Below are 17,972 nucleotides of genomic sequence, written 5' to 3' on the forward strand. Positions count from 1 at the left end.
GCAACAACAATGGCAAGAACAACTTATCAAGACTTATTGGATGCAGGTGTACACTTTGGTCACCTTACCCGTAAATGGAATCCAAAAATGGCTCCTTACATTTTCATGGAGCGTAATGGTATTCACATTATAGATTTAAATAAAACTTTAACTAAAACTGAAGAAGCTGCGGCTGCGATTAAACAAATCGTAAAATCAGGTCGTAAAGTATTATTTGTTTCAACCAAAAAACAAGCAAAAGGAATCGTAGCTGAACAAGCTAAAAAAGTAAACATGCCTTTCGTAACCGAGCGTTGGTTAGGTGGTATGTTAACTAACTTTGCTACTGTTCGCAAGTCAATCAAAAAGATGTCTAACATCGATAAAATGACTAAAGACGGTACTTATTCGATCTTATCTAAAAAAGAGCGTTTAATGATTCAACGTGAGCGTATTAAATTAGAGTCACTTTTAGGTGGTATTGCTGATTTAAACCGTTTACCTGCAGCTTTATTCTTAATCGACGTTAAGAAAGAGCATATCGCGGTAACTGAAGCGTTAAAATTAAACATTCCTACTTTTGCGATGGTTGATACTAACTCTGATCCTTCTAACATCGATTTCCCAATTCCTGCGAATGATGATGCTACAAAATCTATCTCTTTAATTACTGATGTAATTATCAAAGCGATTGAGGAAGGTTTGGAAGAGCGTAAACGCGAAAAAGATGATGAGGCGGAAAAAGAAGCAGTAGCCGCTAAAGCAGCAGCTGATGCTCCTGAATCAAAAGAGCCTAGACGTAAAAAAGCTGCCGAGGCAGAAGTTGAAGCGTCAGCATCAGAAGAAACTAAAACAGAAGAATAGTAATATTTTTTAATTGCAGGTTACTGGTTTCAGGTTTTAAGTTGGCTTAACATGAGTTTAACTTGGCGCTTGTAACTTGTAACCTGTAATTGTTATAACAAGATTGTAAAATTTAAAAAAGGAAATAAAATGTCTACAGTACAAATTACTGCCGCAGATGTAAATAAACTACGCCAACAAACTGGTGCTGGTATGATGGATTGCAAAAAAGCACTATTAGAAGCTAATGGCGATTTCGAAGCTGCTGTTGATTTATTACGTAAAAAAGGTCAAAAAGTATCTGCTGCCCGTTCTGGTAACGCTACTTCTGAAGGCTTGGTATCAATCGCTGTTTCAGCAGATGGCACTAATGGAAAATTAGTTGCTTTGGCTTGCGAAACTGAACCAGTTTCTAAAGTTGAAGATTTCCGTAATTTAGCTCAGGCTGTTTTAGCTGCAGCAGTGGCCAACAATCCTGCTACTACTGAAGAATTATCAGCGATTACCTTGGAAGACGGACGCACAGTTGCTGAAACCATCACTGAATTAACCGGCAAAATCGGAGAGAAAATTGTGATTCAGGAATATGCAAATATCTCTGGCGAAAAAATCGTTTCCTATATCCACTCTAACGGTAAAATGGGTGTTTTAGTAGTATTTGAAGGTGCTAATGGTGCTGATATTACTGAAGCGGGTAAAGATGTTGCCATGCAAATTGCTGCAATGAACCCGGTTGCTGTTGATAAAGACGGTGTTGATCCGGCTACTATCGAACGCGAAATCGAGATTGCTAAAGATGTTATCCGTCAGGAAGGCAAACCAGAAGAAATGGTGGAAAAAATTGCTGCCGGTAAATTGAATAAATTCTACAAAGACAGCACTTTATTAAACCAGGAATTTGTTAAAGATAGCTCAATGGATGTGCGTAAATTTTTAGATAATACTGCTAAAGGTTTAACCGTATCTGCTTTCAAACGTGTACAATTAGGTGCATAAGCATTTATAAAAACATATTTAGAAGCCTCAAGAAATTGGGGCTTTTTTTATGCATTGTAATTTCAAATGGCGCATATCAACCGGCTAATAATTGTGTTCAAGGTTACCATCAGGAATTAAAAGCCTCATTATTTCGTTACAATATTTAACTTTGACCGTATAAGCTTACTCTATTCAAACATTTTGATATGCCGAAAGTAATCTCTAACGCCTCTTATTTTAAAGACAATAGCTTGGTAAAAAATCAAGACATCGCAATCGATGGAGCGATCATTTCAGGCATTAACGAAAGTAGTAATCAAGAAAACGAATCTTCGCTGGTTTTGCCTGGTTTTATTGATTTACAGATTTATGGTGCAGGCGATAGGTTATTCTCTGCAGATCCGACAGCAGAATCATTAACCATCATTGAAGATGACCTGCTTAAAAAAGGGACCACAGGTTTTCTGGCCTGTATGGCAACAAATTCTCAGGAAGTTTTTGATGAGTGTATCAAAGCAGCCAAAGCACATCGGTCAACTGCAAAAAATTGCCTGGGACTACATCTGGAAGGGCCATTTTTGAATCCAAAACGCTTAGGCGCACATGTGCCTGCGTTCGTACGGAAGGCATCGCTTGATGAGATTAAGAAATTAATTGATTTTGGAGATGGTGTAATCAAAATGATCACCATTGCACCCGAGCTGCAGGATGATGAAGTAATTCAATTCCTGCTAGATAATGGCGTAATTATTTCACTTGGCCATAGTAACGCAACATTCGATGAAGCTACTGCGGCCTATAACAAAGGTATTCAGACCACTACACATCTTTTTAACGCCATGAGTCCGATCCATCACCGTGAACCAGGCATACCTACTGCTGTTTTTAATCATGATAAGGCAATGGCCAGTATCATCGTCGACGGGCAGCACGTAGATTTTGAAGTTGTTAAATTTTCACACAAAATATTAAAAGAACGTTTGTTTCTTATTACGGATGCTGTTACAGCCTGTTCCATAGGGCCATATCAACATCTTAAAAAAGGGAATAAATTTGTGATGCCTGATGGTACACTATCAGGTTCCTCACTGACGATGTTGGAGGCCGTTAAAAATTGTGTATTGTATTGTGGTATCAGCTTAAATGATGCAATAAAAATGGGAACACAATATCCGGCCAAATTAATTGGCGTCGAAAACCTAACCGCAAGCATAGCAATTGGGCAACAGGCAAACTTATTGATCATTGATGATCATTTCAACTTAAAAGAGGTTATTTTTAAAGGTGAAACGATATAATTTATCCAACATGTTTAGAAGAATTCTTACGGCATTCATCTTATTAACGGTATACGTCATTAATCTTCGGGCACAGGAAACAAAAGAAGCCTTTAATATCATTCCGCTCGGCGTAAAAGGTGGCGATGATGAAAGCAATTTATCATCTTATATGATTGCTCCAAAGGGAAGTGATAACTACGTGTGCCTTGACGCTGGCACCATCAATGCCGGCATCCAAAAAGCAATCGACCATCAATCGCTAAAGGGCATAAGTGAAACAGTTCAACGTAAACAGATTAAAGGGTATTTGATTTCGCATGCGCATTTAGACCATGTAGCTGGTTTAATAATCAATTCGCCAGCTGATACCGCAAAAAACGTCTATGGTTTGCCTTCCGTGCTCAATATATTACGGGACAGATATTTTACCTGGGATGCCTGGGCTAATTTTGCCAATGAAGGCGAAAAACCACAGTTAAAAAAATATACTTATTTTCCATTGCCCGAGGGAAACTCCTATCCGCTTGAGGGCACAGAAATGAAGGTAAAAGCTTTTGAATTGAGTCATGGCAATCCCTATAAAAGCACTGCTTTCCTCATCAGCCATGACGATAGTGATGTACTTTATCTGGGAGATACAGGTGCCGATGAAATTGAGCATTCAGACAAACTCTTTAAGTTGTGGCAAACAATAACACCGCTTATCAATTCGGGGAAGTTAAAAGCTATATTTATGGAGGTATCTTTTCCGAATGAACAGCCCGACAAACAATTATTCGGACACCTAACACCTAAACTTTTCTTTAGCGAACTGTCCCGACTGGAATCTTTAACCAATAAACAGGCACTTAAAAAAGTTTCTTTTATTGTAACTCATATCAAACCTCCAGAGCATCAGGCAGAAAAAATAAAACAACAGCTGCTTTCCGGGAACCTGAAAAACCTAAAATTAATCTTCCCGGAGCAAGGGAAGCGCTTAACAATCAATTGAAATTGGGGGCAACATTTAAACGTATTGTTCCTTTCTCATAAAATCAGTATATCTATTTAAATATTTACATCAATTATTAAAAACCATAGCCAGGTATTAAAAAATTGTTAATATTTTTGGGGCCATGAAATATAAACGCATCCTACTTAAGCTTAGTGGAGAATCACTAATGGGCGACAAACAGTATGGGATTGATAATGAACGCGTTAAACAATACGCTGAAGATATTAAGACTGTACACGATAAAGGCTTAGAAATCGCAATCGTAATTGGAGGAGGAAATATTTTTAGAGGCCTGAGTGCCGAAAAAAGTGGGATGGACAGGGCACAGGCTGATTATATGGGCATGTTAGCTACTGTAATCAATTCTATGGCCCTGCAAGATGCTTTAGAGAAAGTTGGCATTAAAACACGTTTACTAACTGCCATCAAAATGGAACAAATCTGTGAGCCATTTATCCGCAGAAGAGCTGTTCGACATTTAGAGAAAGGCCGTGTGGTTATTTTTGGTGCAGGAACCGGAAACCCATATTTCACAACCGATTCTGCTGCAGCTTTACGCGCTATTGAAATCAAAGCTGACGTGGTGCTGAAAGGAACGCGTGTTGATGGAATTTATACGGCAGATCCTGAAAAAGATCCATTGGCCACTAAATATGAGGAAATTTCTTTTAGAGAAGTTTACGATAAAGGGCTTAATGTAATGGATATGACAGCCTTTACCCTATGTGAAGAAAACCAATTGCCAATTATTGTGTTTGACATGAATAAACACGGCAATTTCATGAAAATCGCAAGTGGTGAACCTATCGGAACCCTGGTTAAATAAGGAATAAAATTTATTATTTTTGTAGAAATACACACAATTATGAACGACCTCATACAATTACAATTAATGGATGCGCAATCTGCAATGGAAAGAGCCATCGATCATTGTGAATCTGAATTGACTAAAATCAGGGCTGGTAAAGCATCAGCTGGAATGTTGGATGGTATTTTCGTAGATTATTATGGCACAGCTACAGCATTATCACAAGTAGCCAGTATCAATACCCCCGATGCCAGAACAATCGTTATCCAACCTTGGGAGAAATCACTTTTAACGGCAATTGAAAAAGCTATACAGGTAGCAAATATAGGTATCAACCCACAAAATGATGGTATTGTTATCCGCCTGGTTGTGCCACCTTTAACTGAAGAACGCCGAAGAGAATTAGTAAAAAAAGTAAAGGAAGAAGCGGAAAGAGGGCGAATTACCGTTCGAAATATCCGTAAAGATGCCAATACCAAAATTCAAAAATTAAAAGGAGAAGGCGTTTCTGATGACGAAATTAAAACAGGTGAGGGCGAAGTGCAAAAATTAACTGACGCTTATATCATCAAGGTTGACAAACATGCCGAGGCTAAAGAAAAAGATGTCATGACAGTTTAATCTGTATAATATAAAAAATCAGGGAATAGACTTCTGCTATTCCCATTTTAATGTTCTTATTTTTTTGCGCTTGAACCTCTAACGTTTAATATGGTAGGTAATGAAACCTGCATATTTCCGATAGACTTACCACCCTTTTTAAGTTTGCTCAATAAAATTTTCATCACGTTTTCTGCAATGGCCTCCAGAGGCTGAGCTATAGCCGTAACCGGAGGCTCGCAAAATTCAAGAATTTCAAAATCATCAAAGGAGACAACGGCTATGTCTTTGTGGATTTGAATACCCGATTTTCTAAAAGTTCTCAGTCCATCCAAACAAATATAGTTAGCTGCAAACACCACGGCATCAAGCTGCTGCTCCGTTTTGAAAAACTTGATCATTTCCTCAATTGATTCGGCAGAGCTCACATATTTTATTTTCTTTACAATTGCCGGCAGTTTATATTTTTCGATAGCCTTTTCATAACCAGTAAGGCGGTCAACCATCTGTTGCTGAGCGGTATCAATAGTTACGAAGCCTATATTTTTATAATTATTTTTGATGAGGTGTTCAGTGGCCTTATATGCGCTGTTCTGATTATCGATGATAACATAATCTGTTTTAACATCCTGTACGTACCGATCAAATAATACTACGGGAGCTTCTGTTTGAATCAATTTTTTAACCTCTTCTTCCAATCCTTCCGGCAAGGCCATGATATAGCCATCAACATGCCTGTCTTTAAAGATATGCAGCAATTCTATTGCTTTTTCGGTATCGTTTCTGGTGCTGCTGAACAGGATTTTATAACCAAGGCTCGAAGCAATTTCATCAATGCGGCGTGCTATTCCAGCAAAAAAAGGCTCAGAAATATCATCAACCAAAAAACCTATGATTTTCGTTTTTCCTGTTCTTAAACTTTTGGCAAGGGCATTGGGTTGGTAATTTAGTTCAGCCACAAGATCTAAAACCTTTTTGGTAAGCGATTCACTGATATTCTTTTCTCTTGCCTTTCCATTAATTACAAAAGATACTGTGGTGATGGAGATATCTAATTGTTTAGCGATATCTTTAATTGAAATGCGTTTCTTTATCACAGGCTTTAGACGAATAAATTTGATGGGTAATATAATAATATATCATATAAAAAATAGTCCTAAAATAAAAAAGAGCAACCTATCCAGGATTGCTCGATTAACTAACTTATTATTCATAAAAAATGCTGTTGGGGAAGGAGTCGAACCTTCAAGGGGTAGTTAGCTACAGTTCAAAAAATTAATTTGTGGTCAACCCAATAAACTGCGTTTGTCCCATTATTCCCCACCACCGAGACAAGGAGGCGTGTCTGCCAATTTCACCACCCAACATTTTAGTCTTCAGTCCAAAGTCTGCAGTCGTAAGTCTACTGAAGACCATTGACTCGTGACTTAAGACTAAAGCCGCTGTAGGGGAAGGAATCGAACCTTCAAGGAGTGGTTAGTACCGAAACCGGTATATTCCCATTATTCTCCGCCACCGAGACAAGGAGGTGTGTCTGCCTGTTTCACCACCCTACAGTATGTTCAACAATTTTGAAAGAACGTTTCCTTTTTGTTAATTGCTTGATACAAATGTAAAGGAACAACCAATACCTTGCAAATATTTTAAACAATTAATTTTATTTTTATAATATTGATAAATTTTATTAAATTCGCTTATCATAATTCAAAAATATGCTTAAAAAAGACAATTCCAATTTAGAAATTGACAACCTTGATATCGATATATTAAAGCAATTGATGCAGGATGCCACTAAACCATACACAGAAATCGCGAAGGATTTAATTGTTTCTGGCGGAACGATACACGTTAGGATGAAGAAACTGCAGGAAATGGGCATTATAAAAGGCTCTCACCTCATCATTGATCCACAAAAGGCGGGATATGATATTTGTGCGTTTTTAGGTATTTACCTTGAAAAAGGAATCCAGTATAAAGATGCAGTTGCGCAGTTGAGCAAAATTAAAGAGGTGGTAGAATTACATTATACTACCGGGGCCTACAGTATGTTCGCCAAAATTATCTGCAGAGACACCAATCACCTCCGCCATGTGTTAAACGAAGAAATACAGGCAGTAAACGGCATACAGCGTACCGAGACTTTGATATCACTGGAAGAAAGTATCAAGCGGCAGATCGAGCTGGGATAATCGAAATGATTAGGGTGAGAAACCAGGATCTTGGCAGTCATAACCGAGCTTGGATGAGCGTACATGTCTTACATAGTAAAGTGATCTTTTTTACTTGAAATTAATGCTCAATAGGATTTCGGGAACAGCAGTCCCGTTATCCGCTATAGTCCCGATGAAAAATCGGGAACTGCCACTACTACCGGGTTTAGAAACAAAGGTCTATGCAATAAACTGTAATGTCGCCTATTGATTCCCTCGACTACGCACAGGGCGACATAACCGCGTAGATGTAAAGATTCCGGGAGAGAATTTATCTTTTAGATTTGGCTCCGCTGAGCACTGCGTGGTTCCCGACTTCGTTGCACTCCGTTCAAAATGACATACTTATTTATTTATTTCAGCAACTGATAAGCAAGCAACGCAGCAACATAAGCCATAGCTGTCATGTAAGCCAACTGGATTATCGGCCATTTCCAGCCTTTGGTTTCACGGTAAACGATCGCAACTGTACTCATGCACTGCATAGCGAAAGCATAAAAAAGCATCAGCGAAATACCAGTGGCAAAAGTATAAACGGGCAAACCAGTTCGGTTATTAACCGAGGCCGACATACGTTCTCTTATCGTTGAGGTATCTTCATCACCACCATCAACGCTGTAAATGGTGGCCATTGTACCAACAAAGGCTTCACGGGCCGCAAATGAGGTAATTAAACCAATGCCAATTTTCCAATCATAACCTAAAGGGCTGATGGCTGGTTCAATCCAATGCCCGAGAATACCCACATATGAGTTTTCAAGTTTCTCGGTAGCTATAAGGGTGTTAATATGATCGGTATTTTTTGTCGTATCTGCCAGAGCGGATTCGTATTTTTTTTCAATGCTTTCAAAGCGGTTGCCCGGTCCGAAAGAAGCCATTACCCAAAGGATGATGGAAATGGCGATAATTACTTTACCCGCTTCGAACACAAAGGTTTTCGATTTTTCGTACATGGTGTAGAATACATTTTTCCACCTTGGCATGCGATAAACCGGCAACTCCATAATAAAATAAGATCTTTCCCTGGTTTTAATGATAAATTTCATTACCCAAGCTACAAGTACCGCAGCAATAATACCCACCAGATACATTACCATTAGCGCTAAACCCTGCAGGTTAAAAACGCCAAGGACAGTTTGGGAAGGGATGATTAAGGAAATGATTAAAATATATACCGGGAGCCTTGCCGAACAGCTTACCAATGGCGTAACCATGATGGTAATCATTCTGTCTTTCCAATTTTCGATGTTCCGGGCAGCCATAATAGATGGTACGGCACAGGCTAAACCACCGATCATCGGTACTACCGATTTACCGTTAAGGCCAACCTTGCTCATAATTTTATCCATCATAAAGGTAACCCGGGCCATATAGCCCGTATCTTCCAGAATAGATATAAATGCGAAAAGAATAGCAATCTGCGGGATGAAAACAAAAATACCGCCCAAACCTGCAATTACGCCATCCAACAATAAATCGGTAAGCATACCTGCGGGCAAATACTCATGTCCAATGCTGGTGATAAAACCAAAACCGGTTTCTATCCATTCCATTGGATAGGACGACCAGGCAAATATCGCATTGAAAATGACAAAAAGAATCAGCAGGAAAATGGCAAATCCCCAAACTTTATGGGTTAAAACGGCATCTAATTTATCACTGAATGAAAATTTCTTTTCAGTGCTTTTGTCGATAACCACGTCAGCTAAAATGGTGCTGAGATGTTTATATCGGGCAATGGTTTCTGCCGCTTGAATTTTAGAAGATTCAAAATGGTGAGCCTGCTCGATATTTTCAATTTCTTCCTGTTCTTTTTCGGTAAAGAAGGTTAAGTGTTCATGCTGATGCAGCACCTGTAGTGCATAATAATCGTTGTCGGATTCAAGCTTGGTTTTTATGGCATTAATTGCTTCCGGAGCCAGAAAGTTCACATCTACATCCCGATACTGCGTGGCAATTTTATTGGTATGGGCAATAGCCTGTTTTAGCTTATCAATTCCGATGTTGTTCCTCGCCGAAATGGAAACCACCTGGATACCCAGTTTTTCAGACAGCTTGTCCAGGTTGATCTCAATCCCCTGCTTAGCGGAAAGATCAATCATATTGAGCGCTAAAACGATCGGGATTCCTAAGTCTGCCACTTGCGAATACAAAAGCATGTTGCGCTTTAAATTCGAAGCATCAGCGATGAGTACAATCACATCAGGATGGCTGTTATTTTTTTTATCGGCAAGCACCTGAAAAACGATGCTTTCATCAGCACTTTTCGGATACAAGCTATATGTTCCGGGTAAATCGATGATCTCGGCTTCTTTGCCATTTGCAAGTTTTGTAAAACCTGTTTTCTTATCAACAGTGATACCTGGAAAGTTTCCAATTTTTTGATTTAATCCTGTTAAACGATTAAATAAAGTAGATTTACCTGTATTGGGATTACCAACTAATGCGACTTTAATATCCAAACCCAGTTTTTTTATTGAATAATAACAACATCAGCTTCACTTTTACGCAAACAAAGCTGATAACCAGCCACACGGATCGCCATAGGATCGCCGAGCGGAGCAAAACGTTCTACCTCTACTACCTCCCCCGGTAAGCAGCCCATTTCCATTAACTTTACAGACATATCTAAATCTGTAAAGGCTACAATTGTTCCCTTTTCTCCGACTTTTAGGTGCGACAGCTTCATGTGCTAAATTTGGCGCAAGTTAACCTTTCTTTAGATTTATTCCAAATAAGATAACCGGTATGGAAGATAAATGATATAGCTTTACCGAAAAATGATTTAATTCCTTTGTCTGCCTCCGCCAAAGCCACTGCCACCGTTGCCACCCCGGCCTCTGCCACTATCCCCGCCTGCTCTAATCATGTTTTTGCCTCCCATACGGTTTAAGGAGTAGGTAAACGAAAACATGAAATAACGCCGCAATACGTTGTAGCTTTCATCACGTATCGTGTTGTTATTGGCTGTACGGCTTACACCTTGGTTTTCATTTAGCAAATCATTTACAGCTGCTTTAAAAGTGCCACGGTTTTTAAAAAACTGCTTACTGATGTAAGAGTTTACCAGCGTAAAATGGGTATCAAACCCCTCTCCCCTACCTGTATTCTGATTATAATCGGCATCAACGGACCAGCGGATATCGCCAGGGAATAAATAGCTCACGCTGATATTGGGACTAAAAGTATAAAAACGGGTATTAGAATTGGGCTGCACAGAATAAGTTGCACGGTTAACTGACCCGTTTACACCCGCAGTTAAATCAAGTTTATCTAAATTGGAAACCAAACGGTAACCATTATTAATCGACCAGCTGTTGGTGATATTTTTGAGTGAATTGGTAAAATTTACATCCCGATCGTAATTGCCACTCACATTGATATGGAAATTCAATTTATTCTCGGCCATAATCGGTAAACTTAAAGAAGAGGAAACGGATCCTGAATATACACCACTAACGTTTACCGGTGTAACAGCAAGCTTTCCCTGATCAGGACCGGTTTGAATTAAACTGGTGCTGTTGGCAATGCGGTTAGTGGTTTGGGTAAGATTTAAATTCACAAATAACGACCTGTTTTTTCCTACGGTAAAAGTATTATAAGCCAAGCGGAGGGTATTATTAAATTCAGGTTTCAGATCAGGGTTACCAACCGGAATACTTTGGGTATTGGTATTGTTCCGGATGGGCTGCAACTGCTGAATGGTTGGCTGATTGGTACTTCCCCTATAGTTAAATACCAAACGTTTGCTGTTACTAAAATTATACCTGAACATAGCTGACGGCGTATAATTAAACACATTTTGTTTTAGCACATATCCGCCGCTGATGTTGTTATTGGTCCTATCGGTGTTTTGAACAGCCATACCCACATTCCAATTGTATTTTTTGGCCATTTTATTCAGGCTGAAACCAGCTGCATTGGTTAAGATAGTATTTTCGTATGAATTGCTAAAAGTCTGATCCAATAAATCATATTTCAGCGTGAGCGGATTAAAATTATAGGTGAAACGATCGGAAGTATTGTGGTTATAGCCGTTCTGATAATTAAATTCCAGGCTCAAAGTTTTACTTAGTGGTTCAGTATACACCAACCGTGTATTCTGATTAAGCGATTCACTTTCCTGATCATTAAACTGATCGGTAATTTTTTGGCTTTCAACTCCGTTTTCTTTACGCGTTTCGGGATTGTTATTATAATTACCGGCGTCGTTATTGTTAATGTTCGTATTAAAATTAAGCGACAATGTTCTTCCGCGGCGCATAAACTTCTTACGCAACAAAATATTGTTACCAATGGCGGGCGCGGTATTATGGTTTCTGAGCGATTGAGTACCATTAATCATATATGTTTTATAATCTCTGGTATAAGTGCTGCTGTTTAAACTCTGATTATCGGTATAGCTTAAATTAGGCTGTACTTTAAGCGAGGTCAGGGAATCAAGCTTGGTATCGATCATAAAGTTTAAACGATGATTTAAACGGTCTGAATTGTTGATTTGGTCGTTATTAAAAACCGTGGTTACGTCGCCCAGCAGATTTTGGGTTACACTGTTCCTGAGAATCAGATTATCTGATTGATTAACAAAATAGCTGAAATTAATTTCGGTTTGATCGGCATACACGTCCGAGAAATTAACTCCACCAGCTTTGGTATCAGTAATACCACTGCGTCCGCCATTGCCACCTCCGCCTCCCAGGCCACCGCCAAAATTTTGTCTGTTCACATTATTAAACTGGGCCACTACACTCAACCGTTTATCCTGATCAAAATGGTTGATATTTGCGCTTACCTCATAACGGTCGTTAGAACCATAACCGCCTGTGCTGTTTCCGAAATAGCCATTTTTCTTTTCTTTCCTGGTGGTGATATTAATAATTTTGGTTCTTGAGCCATCATCAATCCCGGTAAACTGTGCCTGATCGGAAAGTTCATCAATAATCTGGATTTTATCGATCATATCCGCAGGCAGGTTTTTAGTAGCCAGTAAAGGATCGTTCCCAAAAAATTCTTTACCATCCACCCTAACTTTGGTAATGGTTTCTCCCTGGGCTTTTACCGTTCCAGCTTTATCTACTTCTACACCCGGCAATTTTTTCAATAAATCTTCCACTACAGCATTCTCTACCACTTTAAATGAACTTGCATTAAACTCAAGGGTATCCTTTTTCACCACAATCGGCGGAATTTCTGCTTTAATGTCAACCGTCTCAAGATCAATCGCCCCGCCCTCTAAAACAATGTCGGCCATGGTGATATCTAGTTTATCCACAGTAATGGTAAAATCTCTGGTCGCATTTTTTAAACCCAAAAATGCAGCATACAGCCTGTAGTTGCCTGGCTTTAGGTTTTTAATGACGAATTTTCCATCTTCTGCAGTGTTTACCGCACCTACCATGCTGGAATCTGTCAGGTTTTTAACAGCCAGAGAAGCATAATCAATTGGTTTTTTATCTTTTGACTGGATAACCCGTCCGCTGACTGAGCCGGTTTTCTGAGCACAAGCAAAAAAAGAGGAAAAGACAAGAAGAAGCGTAAAAATCTGTTTCATTCAGTTAGTTTGGTATACAGCATAAAAGACAACCCACCTTTATAAAGGTTTATTTTGCTTAAGTAACATTTGAAATACATAATTGTCAATTGTACATTTAATATGAAGATCTTTTTAAAAAATAAAAGTCCCGATTGAGATCCGAACTTTTATTTCCGTTTAAAACGGATTGAATATTAAATATTTGCATTTACAGCACAATGGTTGCTTAAAGTTAAGCTTACATCCTCATGCGGCCTCCACCACCCCCATTACCACGTTGACCCGGCATCTGCATATCGCCGCTCATGTTTCTACCACCTATACGGGTTAATGAGTAGGTGAAGGAAAACATATAATAACGTCTTAATACATTAGAAGTTAAATCTACAATTGAAGTGCCGGTTGCGGTTCTGCTCACGCCGGTATTCTGGTTCAACGCGTCGTTTACTGAAAATTTAAATGTCCCCCTGTTCTTGAAAAACTGACGGCTGATATAAGGATTAAGAATGGTATATTCCTGATTAAACAGATCGCCACCACCAAAGTTCCTGAAATAATCGATATCGATTGCCAACCTGATATTGGCAGGCAATACATAACTGATATCAAAACTAGGATTGATGGTATAATACTGAGTATTGGATGATGGCCTGGCAGAAAAATTAGAGTTGGTATAACTTCCGGTTATACCCCCTGTTAAATCGAATTTATCAACATTGGTAACTAATTTATAGCCATTTGAAATGGTGTAACTATTGGTCACATTTTTTACCAGGTTAGTGCTCCCTTGTTCTGCGATAAAATTCACATTTCTGTTATAAGATCCGTTACCAGAAATATTCAGCGTTAGCTTACGTTCTGCCATCAATGGTAAAGACCAGGTGGCATTGGCATTACCTGCATAAACACCATTAACATTAATGTAGCTTATCTGTTGAACACCTCCTGATAAAGGCACAACTGTATTTCCAATGGAGTTAAATGTTTGGGTAAGGTTTAAACCAGCGAAGAAAAACCGGCCATTTTCGATATTAAAATTGTTAAAGTTGATCCTTAGTTGGTTATTAAATGATGGCTTTAATTCCGGATTACCGATATAAAGGGTCTGGGAGTTCGTATTATCAAGAATCGGCTGGATCTGATCAATAGTTGGTTGATTGGTTGATCCACGGTAATTGATGAATAAGCGCTTGCGGTTACTAAAATTATACCTGAACTGTGCAGACGGCGTAATATTGATAAAATTCTGCGTCCGCCTGAAACCGGTAGTTAAATTGGTATTTACCCTATTGGTCTGTTGTGCAGCTACGCCGATATTCCAGTTGTATTTTTTCTCTGTTGTTGTTAAACTTACACCAGCCGCATTGGTTAAAGTACGGTTGTTATAGATGTTTGAAAATTTATTATCTATAAGGTCGAATTGTAGTGTTAACGGGTTGTAATTAAACACATCCCTTTGTGAATCGCTGTTCAAATAACCATTCTGATAGTTTACCTCAACGCTTAGGGTTTTATTTATCGGCTCGGTGTAAACAAGCCTTGTGGTATTGTTTATGGAATGGCTGTTTGTATTATTCAATTGATTGGTAATGGTATCTCTTGTTATTGCTCCTTCCGTAATTTTGTCGTTTCTATAGTTAAGGTTCGTCCCGTCGTTATCGTTTATATTCGTATTTACATTTAACGAGAGCGTGCGACCTCTCCGCTTAAAACTTTTGCGGATTAATAAATTATTACTCACGGTAGGGGTAGCAGCAGTTGTAGTGTTGCGTTGCGTACCAACGGTTGAGCCATCATCAAGCGTTCTCGTATATCTATTCACATTGTTTCCATCTGTTTCCGTATAAGCTAAATTCGGCTGTATTTTAACAGATAAAGATGGATTGATTTTAGTATCTACCATGAAATTGAAGCGATGGTTAATCCTGTCGGAAGTATTATTTATCGCTTCATCAATGTTATTCGTACCTCCTGCGAGGTTTTGGGTATTGGAGTTCTGGATAATTTCTGAATTTGCTTTATTAAAGAAATAACTGCCCTGAAACTGGGTACCATCTTTATAGGTATCGGCAAAGTTTAATCCTGCCGCATTGGTGTTGGTGATGCCCCCACTTCCGCCAGCATTACTTCCTCCGCCGCCACCAAAGCCACCACGGCCACCACCGAAGCCTCCAAAGCCATTGCCTATGCCACCACCCTGTCCAAAATTCTGCTTGTTAACATTGTTAAACTGACCGATAAAACTGATCTGTCTGTCATCGTCAAATTTGTTAACATTCAGGCTTGCATCATAACGGTCGTTGGAACCATAGCCTACGGTACTGTTCCCGAAATAACCGTGTTTCATACCATTTTTGGTGGTGATATTCAGAATCTTGTTTCTTGTTCCATCGTCAATACCGGTAAACTGCGCCTGTTCAGATAATTCGTCAATAACCTGAATTTTATCTACCATATCAGCCGGAAGATTTTTGGTTGCCAGTAACGGATCATTGCCAAAAAATTCTTTACCATCAACCTTTACTTTGGTAATGGTTTCGCCCTGAGCTTTAACACTGCCATCCTTTGCTACCTCAACGCCCGGTACCTTTTTCAGAAGATCCTCTACCACGGCATTTTCACGCACTTTGATCGATTTTGCATCAAACTCTAGGGTATCTTTCTTTACCACAATCGGGATAGTAGCAGTTACATTAACGGTATTCAAATCAACGCCATCATCGCTCATGGCTATTTCTCCGGCATTTACTGCTGCTTTAGTTACTTCTATATCTTTAGTTGCTGTTTTTAAACCTAAAAAGGCAGCATAAATCCTGTACTTGCCTGGTGCTATGGCTTTAAAGGTAAAACTTCCGTCAGGATTGGTTTGACCAGATGCCACCACACTCGAATCTTTTAAACTTTTAACCGCAATTGTTGCAAAATCAACTGGCTTTTTATCTTTTGCATTAATTACTTTTCCACTTATCGAACCCGTATTTTGAGCCTGAACGATGTAAGTACAAAATAGGAGCGCCAAAAATATTGCCCTCTGAACGTTTCTTTTCATTAAAAAATAAGATATTATGATATAAAACTAAGCTATCAGACTGTAGAAAAGTCGAAAGGTTTGTTAAGGCATGTTAAAAGCAAGGTAACATTTTAAATACAGCCTAAGGAAAATATCGGGATCGGAAAGAAAGACCGATCGGTAAGAAGATTATTTCTGCGATGAAGGATAGTTTTGGTAATATACTTTAGGGCAATTGCAGTTTTTTTTAAAAATACTGCAGCTACTTACAAATATTGCTAAAATTACACAGACAATACTAACTTTCCTTCTCATTGAAATTAAATTTATGGAGCAATATATAACTAAAAACCGCCATAGATGCGCCCAACATATCACAGCCAAAATCCCACCATTCTGCCGAACGGTAGGTAAAAACTTTCCATTGCAATAACTCTATTCCGCCACCAATGATGGCATTGATAAGTAAAATTTTAAAAATGGTTAATTTTTGGATCGCGTAGTGATGTTGATAATTAATCTTGCCAAAAAACAGCAGAACGGATAAGACAAAGAAAAAGCCCATATGGGTCATTTTATCAAAGCCTTCAAAGAAAAAGCCACTTTTCCCAACAGAATCGGAAATTTGCATATTACAAAACACTAAAACAACAACCGTCCAAAGAAGGGCCCATTTCTGCTGTTTTAGTGTCTTGTACAAAATATCAATATTAGGCTCCTACCAGTTCCTGATAAGCTTCTGCTGTTAATAAACCATCTAATTCAGCTGCATCCGCTAAAGATACTTTAACCATCCAGCCTGCTCCATAAGGATCAGAATTCACTAATTCAGGGTTATCGTTTAATTCTGCATTAACTTCCAGCACTGTTCCGGTAACTGGCATGTATAAATCAGATACGGTTTTAACGGCTTCTACAGTACCAAAAACTTCTTCTTTTGCAACCTCGCTGCCTACAGTGTTAATATCAACATAAACGATGTCGCCCAATTCGCGTTGTGCAAAATCAGTTACGCCAATAAAAGCTTCGTTACCTTCAACTCTAACCCATTCGTGGTCTTTAGTGTACTTTAATTCTGATGGAAAATTCATTATTTATATGTTTTGAAAATAAGTTATCGGTTAAATTCCGTTGGCTAAATGTTTATTACGGTTTATGCTTCAAAAATACAATTTAGTTTATCCATTCGCAATGGCTGAGAAATTAACTTATCATAAAAGATTTAATCTTGCTTTTAGGGTATGTTTTCATTAGCCGATGTAACGGACAGATTTATGATTTTTTTTATATTTACCTAACAAATTAACACTCCATATGAAACCGACACAAATTTATACCTTAAAAGTATGTCTCGCGACTCTGATTGTTTCCGTTCCTGTAACCATGGTAATTGGACTTTGCTATATCGGGCTAATTACTCTTATCAAACCTGCCAATTATACTTTTAATTTTAACCTTACTTATATACATCTATTCATCTTTGTAGCAATAGTTGCTGCAGTTATGACGATAAACCATTACCTGATTGAAAAGTCAGGATATAAAAGATTTGTCAATGACAGGCCAATAGCACATTCAATTGTTGTTTTTTTGTTTTATTTGCTCATCAGCGGGGTTATGCATTTTGCAAGTTTTGATCATTTGCTGTTTAGTTATGGCCCGATGTTCTTCACCGCATACGCATTTAGCAAAATATTCCTGGCGCAAAAGAACAAGGCTTTACCTTCAGCCTAAGCA

15 protein-coding genes and 1 tRNA gene are annotated in these 17,972 nt (G+C 38.6%); 8 read left to right on the plus strand and 8 right to left on the minus strand.

What is annotated here, in order from left to right; all coding sequences use genetic code 11:
* Positions 1–9: 9 nt before the first annotated feature.
* The 6 genes from rpsB (at position 10) to frr (ending at position 5,503) form a co-directional block, all read left to right on the plus strand.
* On the plus strand, positions 10–843 hold the full coding sequence (rpsB, locus tag ACK1I8_RS16585; protein ID WP_090982964.1) for a 30S ribosomal protein S2: 834 nt from the start codon (positions 10–12) through the stop codon (positions 841–843).
* A gap of 129 nt (positions 844–972) precedes the next feature.
* Positions 973–1,818, plus strand: a complete 846-nt coding sequence (gene tsf, locus ACK1I8_RS16590) for a translation elongation factor Ts (RefSeq protein WP_293743265.1) — start codon at positions 973–975, stop codon at positions 1,816–1,818.
* A gap of 188 nt (positions 1,819–2,006) precedes the next feature.
* On the plus strand, positions 2,007–3,098 hold the full coding sequence (gene nagA / locus ACK1I8_RS16595; RefSeq protein ID WP_412466421.1) for an N-acetylglucosamine-6-phosphate deacetylase: 1,092 nt from the start codon (positions 2,007–2,009) through the stop codon (positions 3,096–3,098).
* Between the two features lie 10 nt (positions 3,099–3,108).
* Positions 3,109–4,071, plus strand: a complete 963-nt coding sequence (locus ACK1I8_RS16600) for an MBL fold metallo-hydrolase (protein WP_412466422.1) — start codon at positions 3,109–3,111, stop codon at positions 4,069–4,071.
* A gap of 124 nt (positions 4,072–4,195) precedes the next feature.
* Complete coding sequence (gene pyrH / locus ACK1I8_RS16605) at positions 4,196–4,900, plus strand: UMP kinase (RefSeq protein ID WP_293788656.1); 705 nt, start codon at positions 4,196–4,198, stop codon at positions 4,898–4,900.
* A gap of 39 nt (positions 4,901–4,939) precedes the next feature.
* Positions 4,940–5,503, plus strand: a complete 564-nt coding sequence (frr, locus tag ACK1I8_RS16610; protein ID WP_293788655.1) for a ribosome recycling factor — start codon at positions 4,940–4,942, stop codon at positions 5,501–5,503.
* A 56-nt stretch (positions 5,504–5,559) separates the two neighbouring features.
* On the opposite strand, the gene ACK1I8_RS16615 is transcribed toward frr, so the two are convergent.
* Entirely contained in the window at positions 5,560–6,579 is a 1,020-nt protein-coding gene (locus ACK1I8_RS16615; protein ID WP_412466423.1) for a LacI family DNA-binding transcriptional regulator, read from the minus strand.
* Positions 6,580–6,704: 125 nt separating this feature from the next.
* Positions 6,705–6,849, minus strand: a tRNA-Asp gene (locus ACK1I8_RS16620).
* Positions 6,850–7,194: 345 nt separating this feature from the next.
* Between ACK1I8_RS16620 and ACK1I8_RS16625 the strand changes: the two genes are divergently transcribed.
* Positions 7,195–7,671: an Lrp/AsnC ligand binding domain-containing protein gene (locus ACK1I8_RS16625; RefSeq protein ID WP_025145395.1), complete on the plus strand. Its 477-nt coding sequence runs from the start codon at positions 7,195–7,197 to the stop codon at positions 7,669–7,671.
* A gap of 374 nt (positions 7,672–8,045) precedes the next feature.
* Here ACK1I8_RS16625 and feoB read toward each other — a convergent pair whose 3' ends face one another.
* From feoB to gcvH, 6 genes are all read right to left on the minus strand, one after another.
* Positions 8,046–10,160: a ferrous iron transport protein B gene (gene feoB, locus ACK1I8_RS16630; protein WP_412469385.1), complete on the minus strand. Its 2,115-nt coding sequence runs from the start codon at positions 10,158–10,160 to the stop codon at positions 8,046–8,048.
* A 5-nt stretch (positions 10,161–10,165) separates the two neighbouring features.
* Positions 10,166–10,381 (minus strand): FeoA family protein, encoded by a 216-nt coding sequence (locus ACK1I8_RS16635; protein WP_039481214.1) that lies wholly within the window; start codon positions 10,379–10,381, stop codon positions 10,166–10,168.
* Positions 10,382–10,477: 96 nt separating this feature from the next.
* Positions 10,478–13,243, minus strand: a complete 2,766-nt coding sequence (locus ACK1I8_RS16640) for an outer membrane beta-barrel protein (RefSeq protein ID WP_412466424.1) — start codon at positions 13,241–13,243, stop codon at positions 10,478–10,480.
* A 220-nt stretch (positions 13,244–13,463) separates the two neighbouring features.
* Positions 13,464–16,274, minus strand: coding sequence for an outer membrane beta-barrel protein (locus tag ACK1I8_RS16645; RefSeq protein ID WP_412466425.1), 2,811 nt, complete (start codon positions 16,272–16,274; stop codon positions 13,464–13,466).
* A 259-nt stretch (positions 16,275–16,533) separates the two neighbouring features.
* Positions 16,534–16,866, minus strand: a complete 333-nt coding sequence (locus tag ACK1I8_RS16650; RefSeq protein WP_412466426.1) for a VanZ family protein — start codon at positions 16,864–16,866, stop codon at positions 16,534–16,536.
* A gap of 79 nt (positions 16,867–16,945) precedes the next feature.
* Positions 16,946–17,326 carry a glycine cleavage system protein GcvH gene (gene gcvH, locus ACK1I8_RS16655; protein WP_412466427.1) on the minus strand — a complete coding sequence of 127 codons (381 nt, stop codon included), beginning with the start codon at positions 17,324–17,326 and terminating at the stop codon, positions 16,946–16,948.
* 223 nt (positions 17,327–17,549) lie between these two features.
* On the opposite strand from gcvH, the gene ACK1I8_RS16660 reads away from it, so the two are divergent.
* Positions 17,550–17,969: a hypothetical protein gene (locus ACK1I8_RS16660; RefSeq protein WP_412466428.1), complete on the plus strand. Its 420-nt coding sequence runs from the start codon at positions 17,550–17,552 to the stop codon at positions 17,967–17,969.
* The last annotated feature ends 3 nt before the right edge of the window (positions 17,970–17,972 follow it).

This window comes from Pedobacter sp. KLB.chiD, assembly GCF_047040275.1.
Lineage (GTDB): Bacteria > Bacteroidota > Bacteroidia > Sphingobacteriales > Sphingobacteriaceae > Pedobacter.

Excerpts from the sequence above, each read along its gene's own strand:
- ACK1I8_RS16635 (WP_039481214.1), bottom strand. The coding sequence starts at position 10,381 with ATGAAGCTGTCGCACCTAAAAGTCGGAGAAAAGGGAACAATTGTAGCC.
- ACK1I8_RS16625 (WP_025145395.1), top strand. The coding sequence starts at position 7,195 with ATGCTTAAAAAAGACAATTCCAATTTAGAAATTGACAACCTTGATATC.
- tsf (WP_293743265.1), top strand. The coding sequence starts at position 973 with ATGTCTACAGTACAAATTACTGCCGCAGATGTAAATAAACTACGCCAA.
- ACK1I8_RS16660 (WP_412466428.1), top strand. The coding sequence starts at position 17,550 with ATGAAACCGACACAAATTTATACCTTAAAAGTATGTCTCGCGACTCTG.
- gcvH (WP_412466427.1), bottom strand. The coding sequence starts at position 17,326 with ATGAATTTTCCATCAGAATTAAAGTACACTAAAGACCACGAATGGGTT.
- pyrH (WP_293788656.1), top strand. The coding sequence starts at position 4,196 with ATGAAATATAAACGCATCCTACTTAAGCTTAGTGGAGAATCACTAATG.
- frr (WP_293788655.1), top strand. The coding sequence starts at position 4,940 with ATGAACGACCTCATACAATTACAATTAATGGATGCGCAATCTGCAATG.
- nagA (WP_412466421.1), top strand. The coding sequence starts at position 2,007 with ATGCCGAAAGTAATCTCTAACGCCTCTTATTTTAAAGACAATAGCTTG.
- ACK1I8_RS16600 (WP_412466422.1), top strand. The coding sequence starts at position 3,109 with ATGTTTAGAAGAATTCTTACGGCATTCATCTTATTAACGGTATACGTC.
- ACK1I8_RS16640 (WP_412466424.1), bottom strand. The coding sequence starts at position 13,243 with ATGAAACAGATTTTTACGCTTCTTCTTGTCTTTTCCTCTTTTTTTGCT.
- ACK1I8_RS16645 (WP_412466425.1), bottom strand. The coding sequence starts at position 16,274 with ATGAAAAGAAACGTTCAGAGGGCAATATTTTTGGCGCTCCTATTTTGT.
- ACK1I8_RS16650 (WP_412466426.1), bottom strand. The coding sequence starts at position 16,866 with ATGCAAATTTCCGATTCTGTTGGGAAAAGTGGCTTTTTCTTTGAAGGC.
- rpsB (WP_090982964.1), top strand. The coding sequence starts at position 10 with ATGGCAAGAACAACTTATCAAGACTTATTGGATGCAGGTGTACACTTT.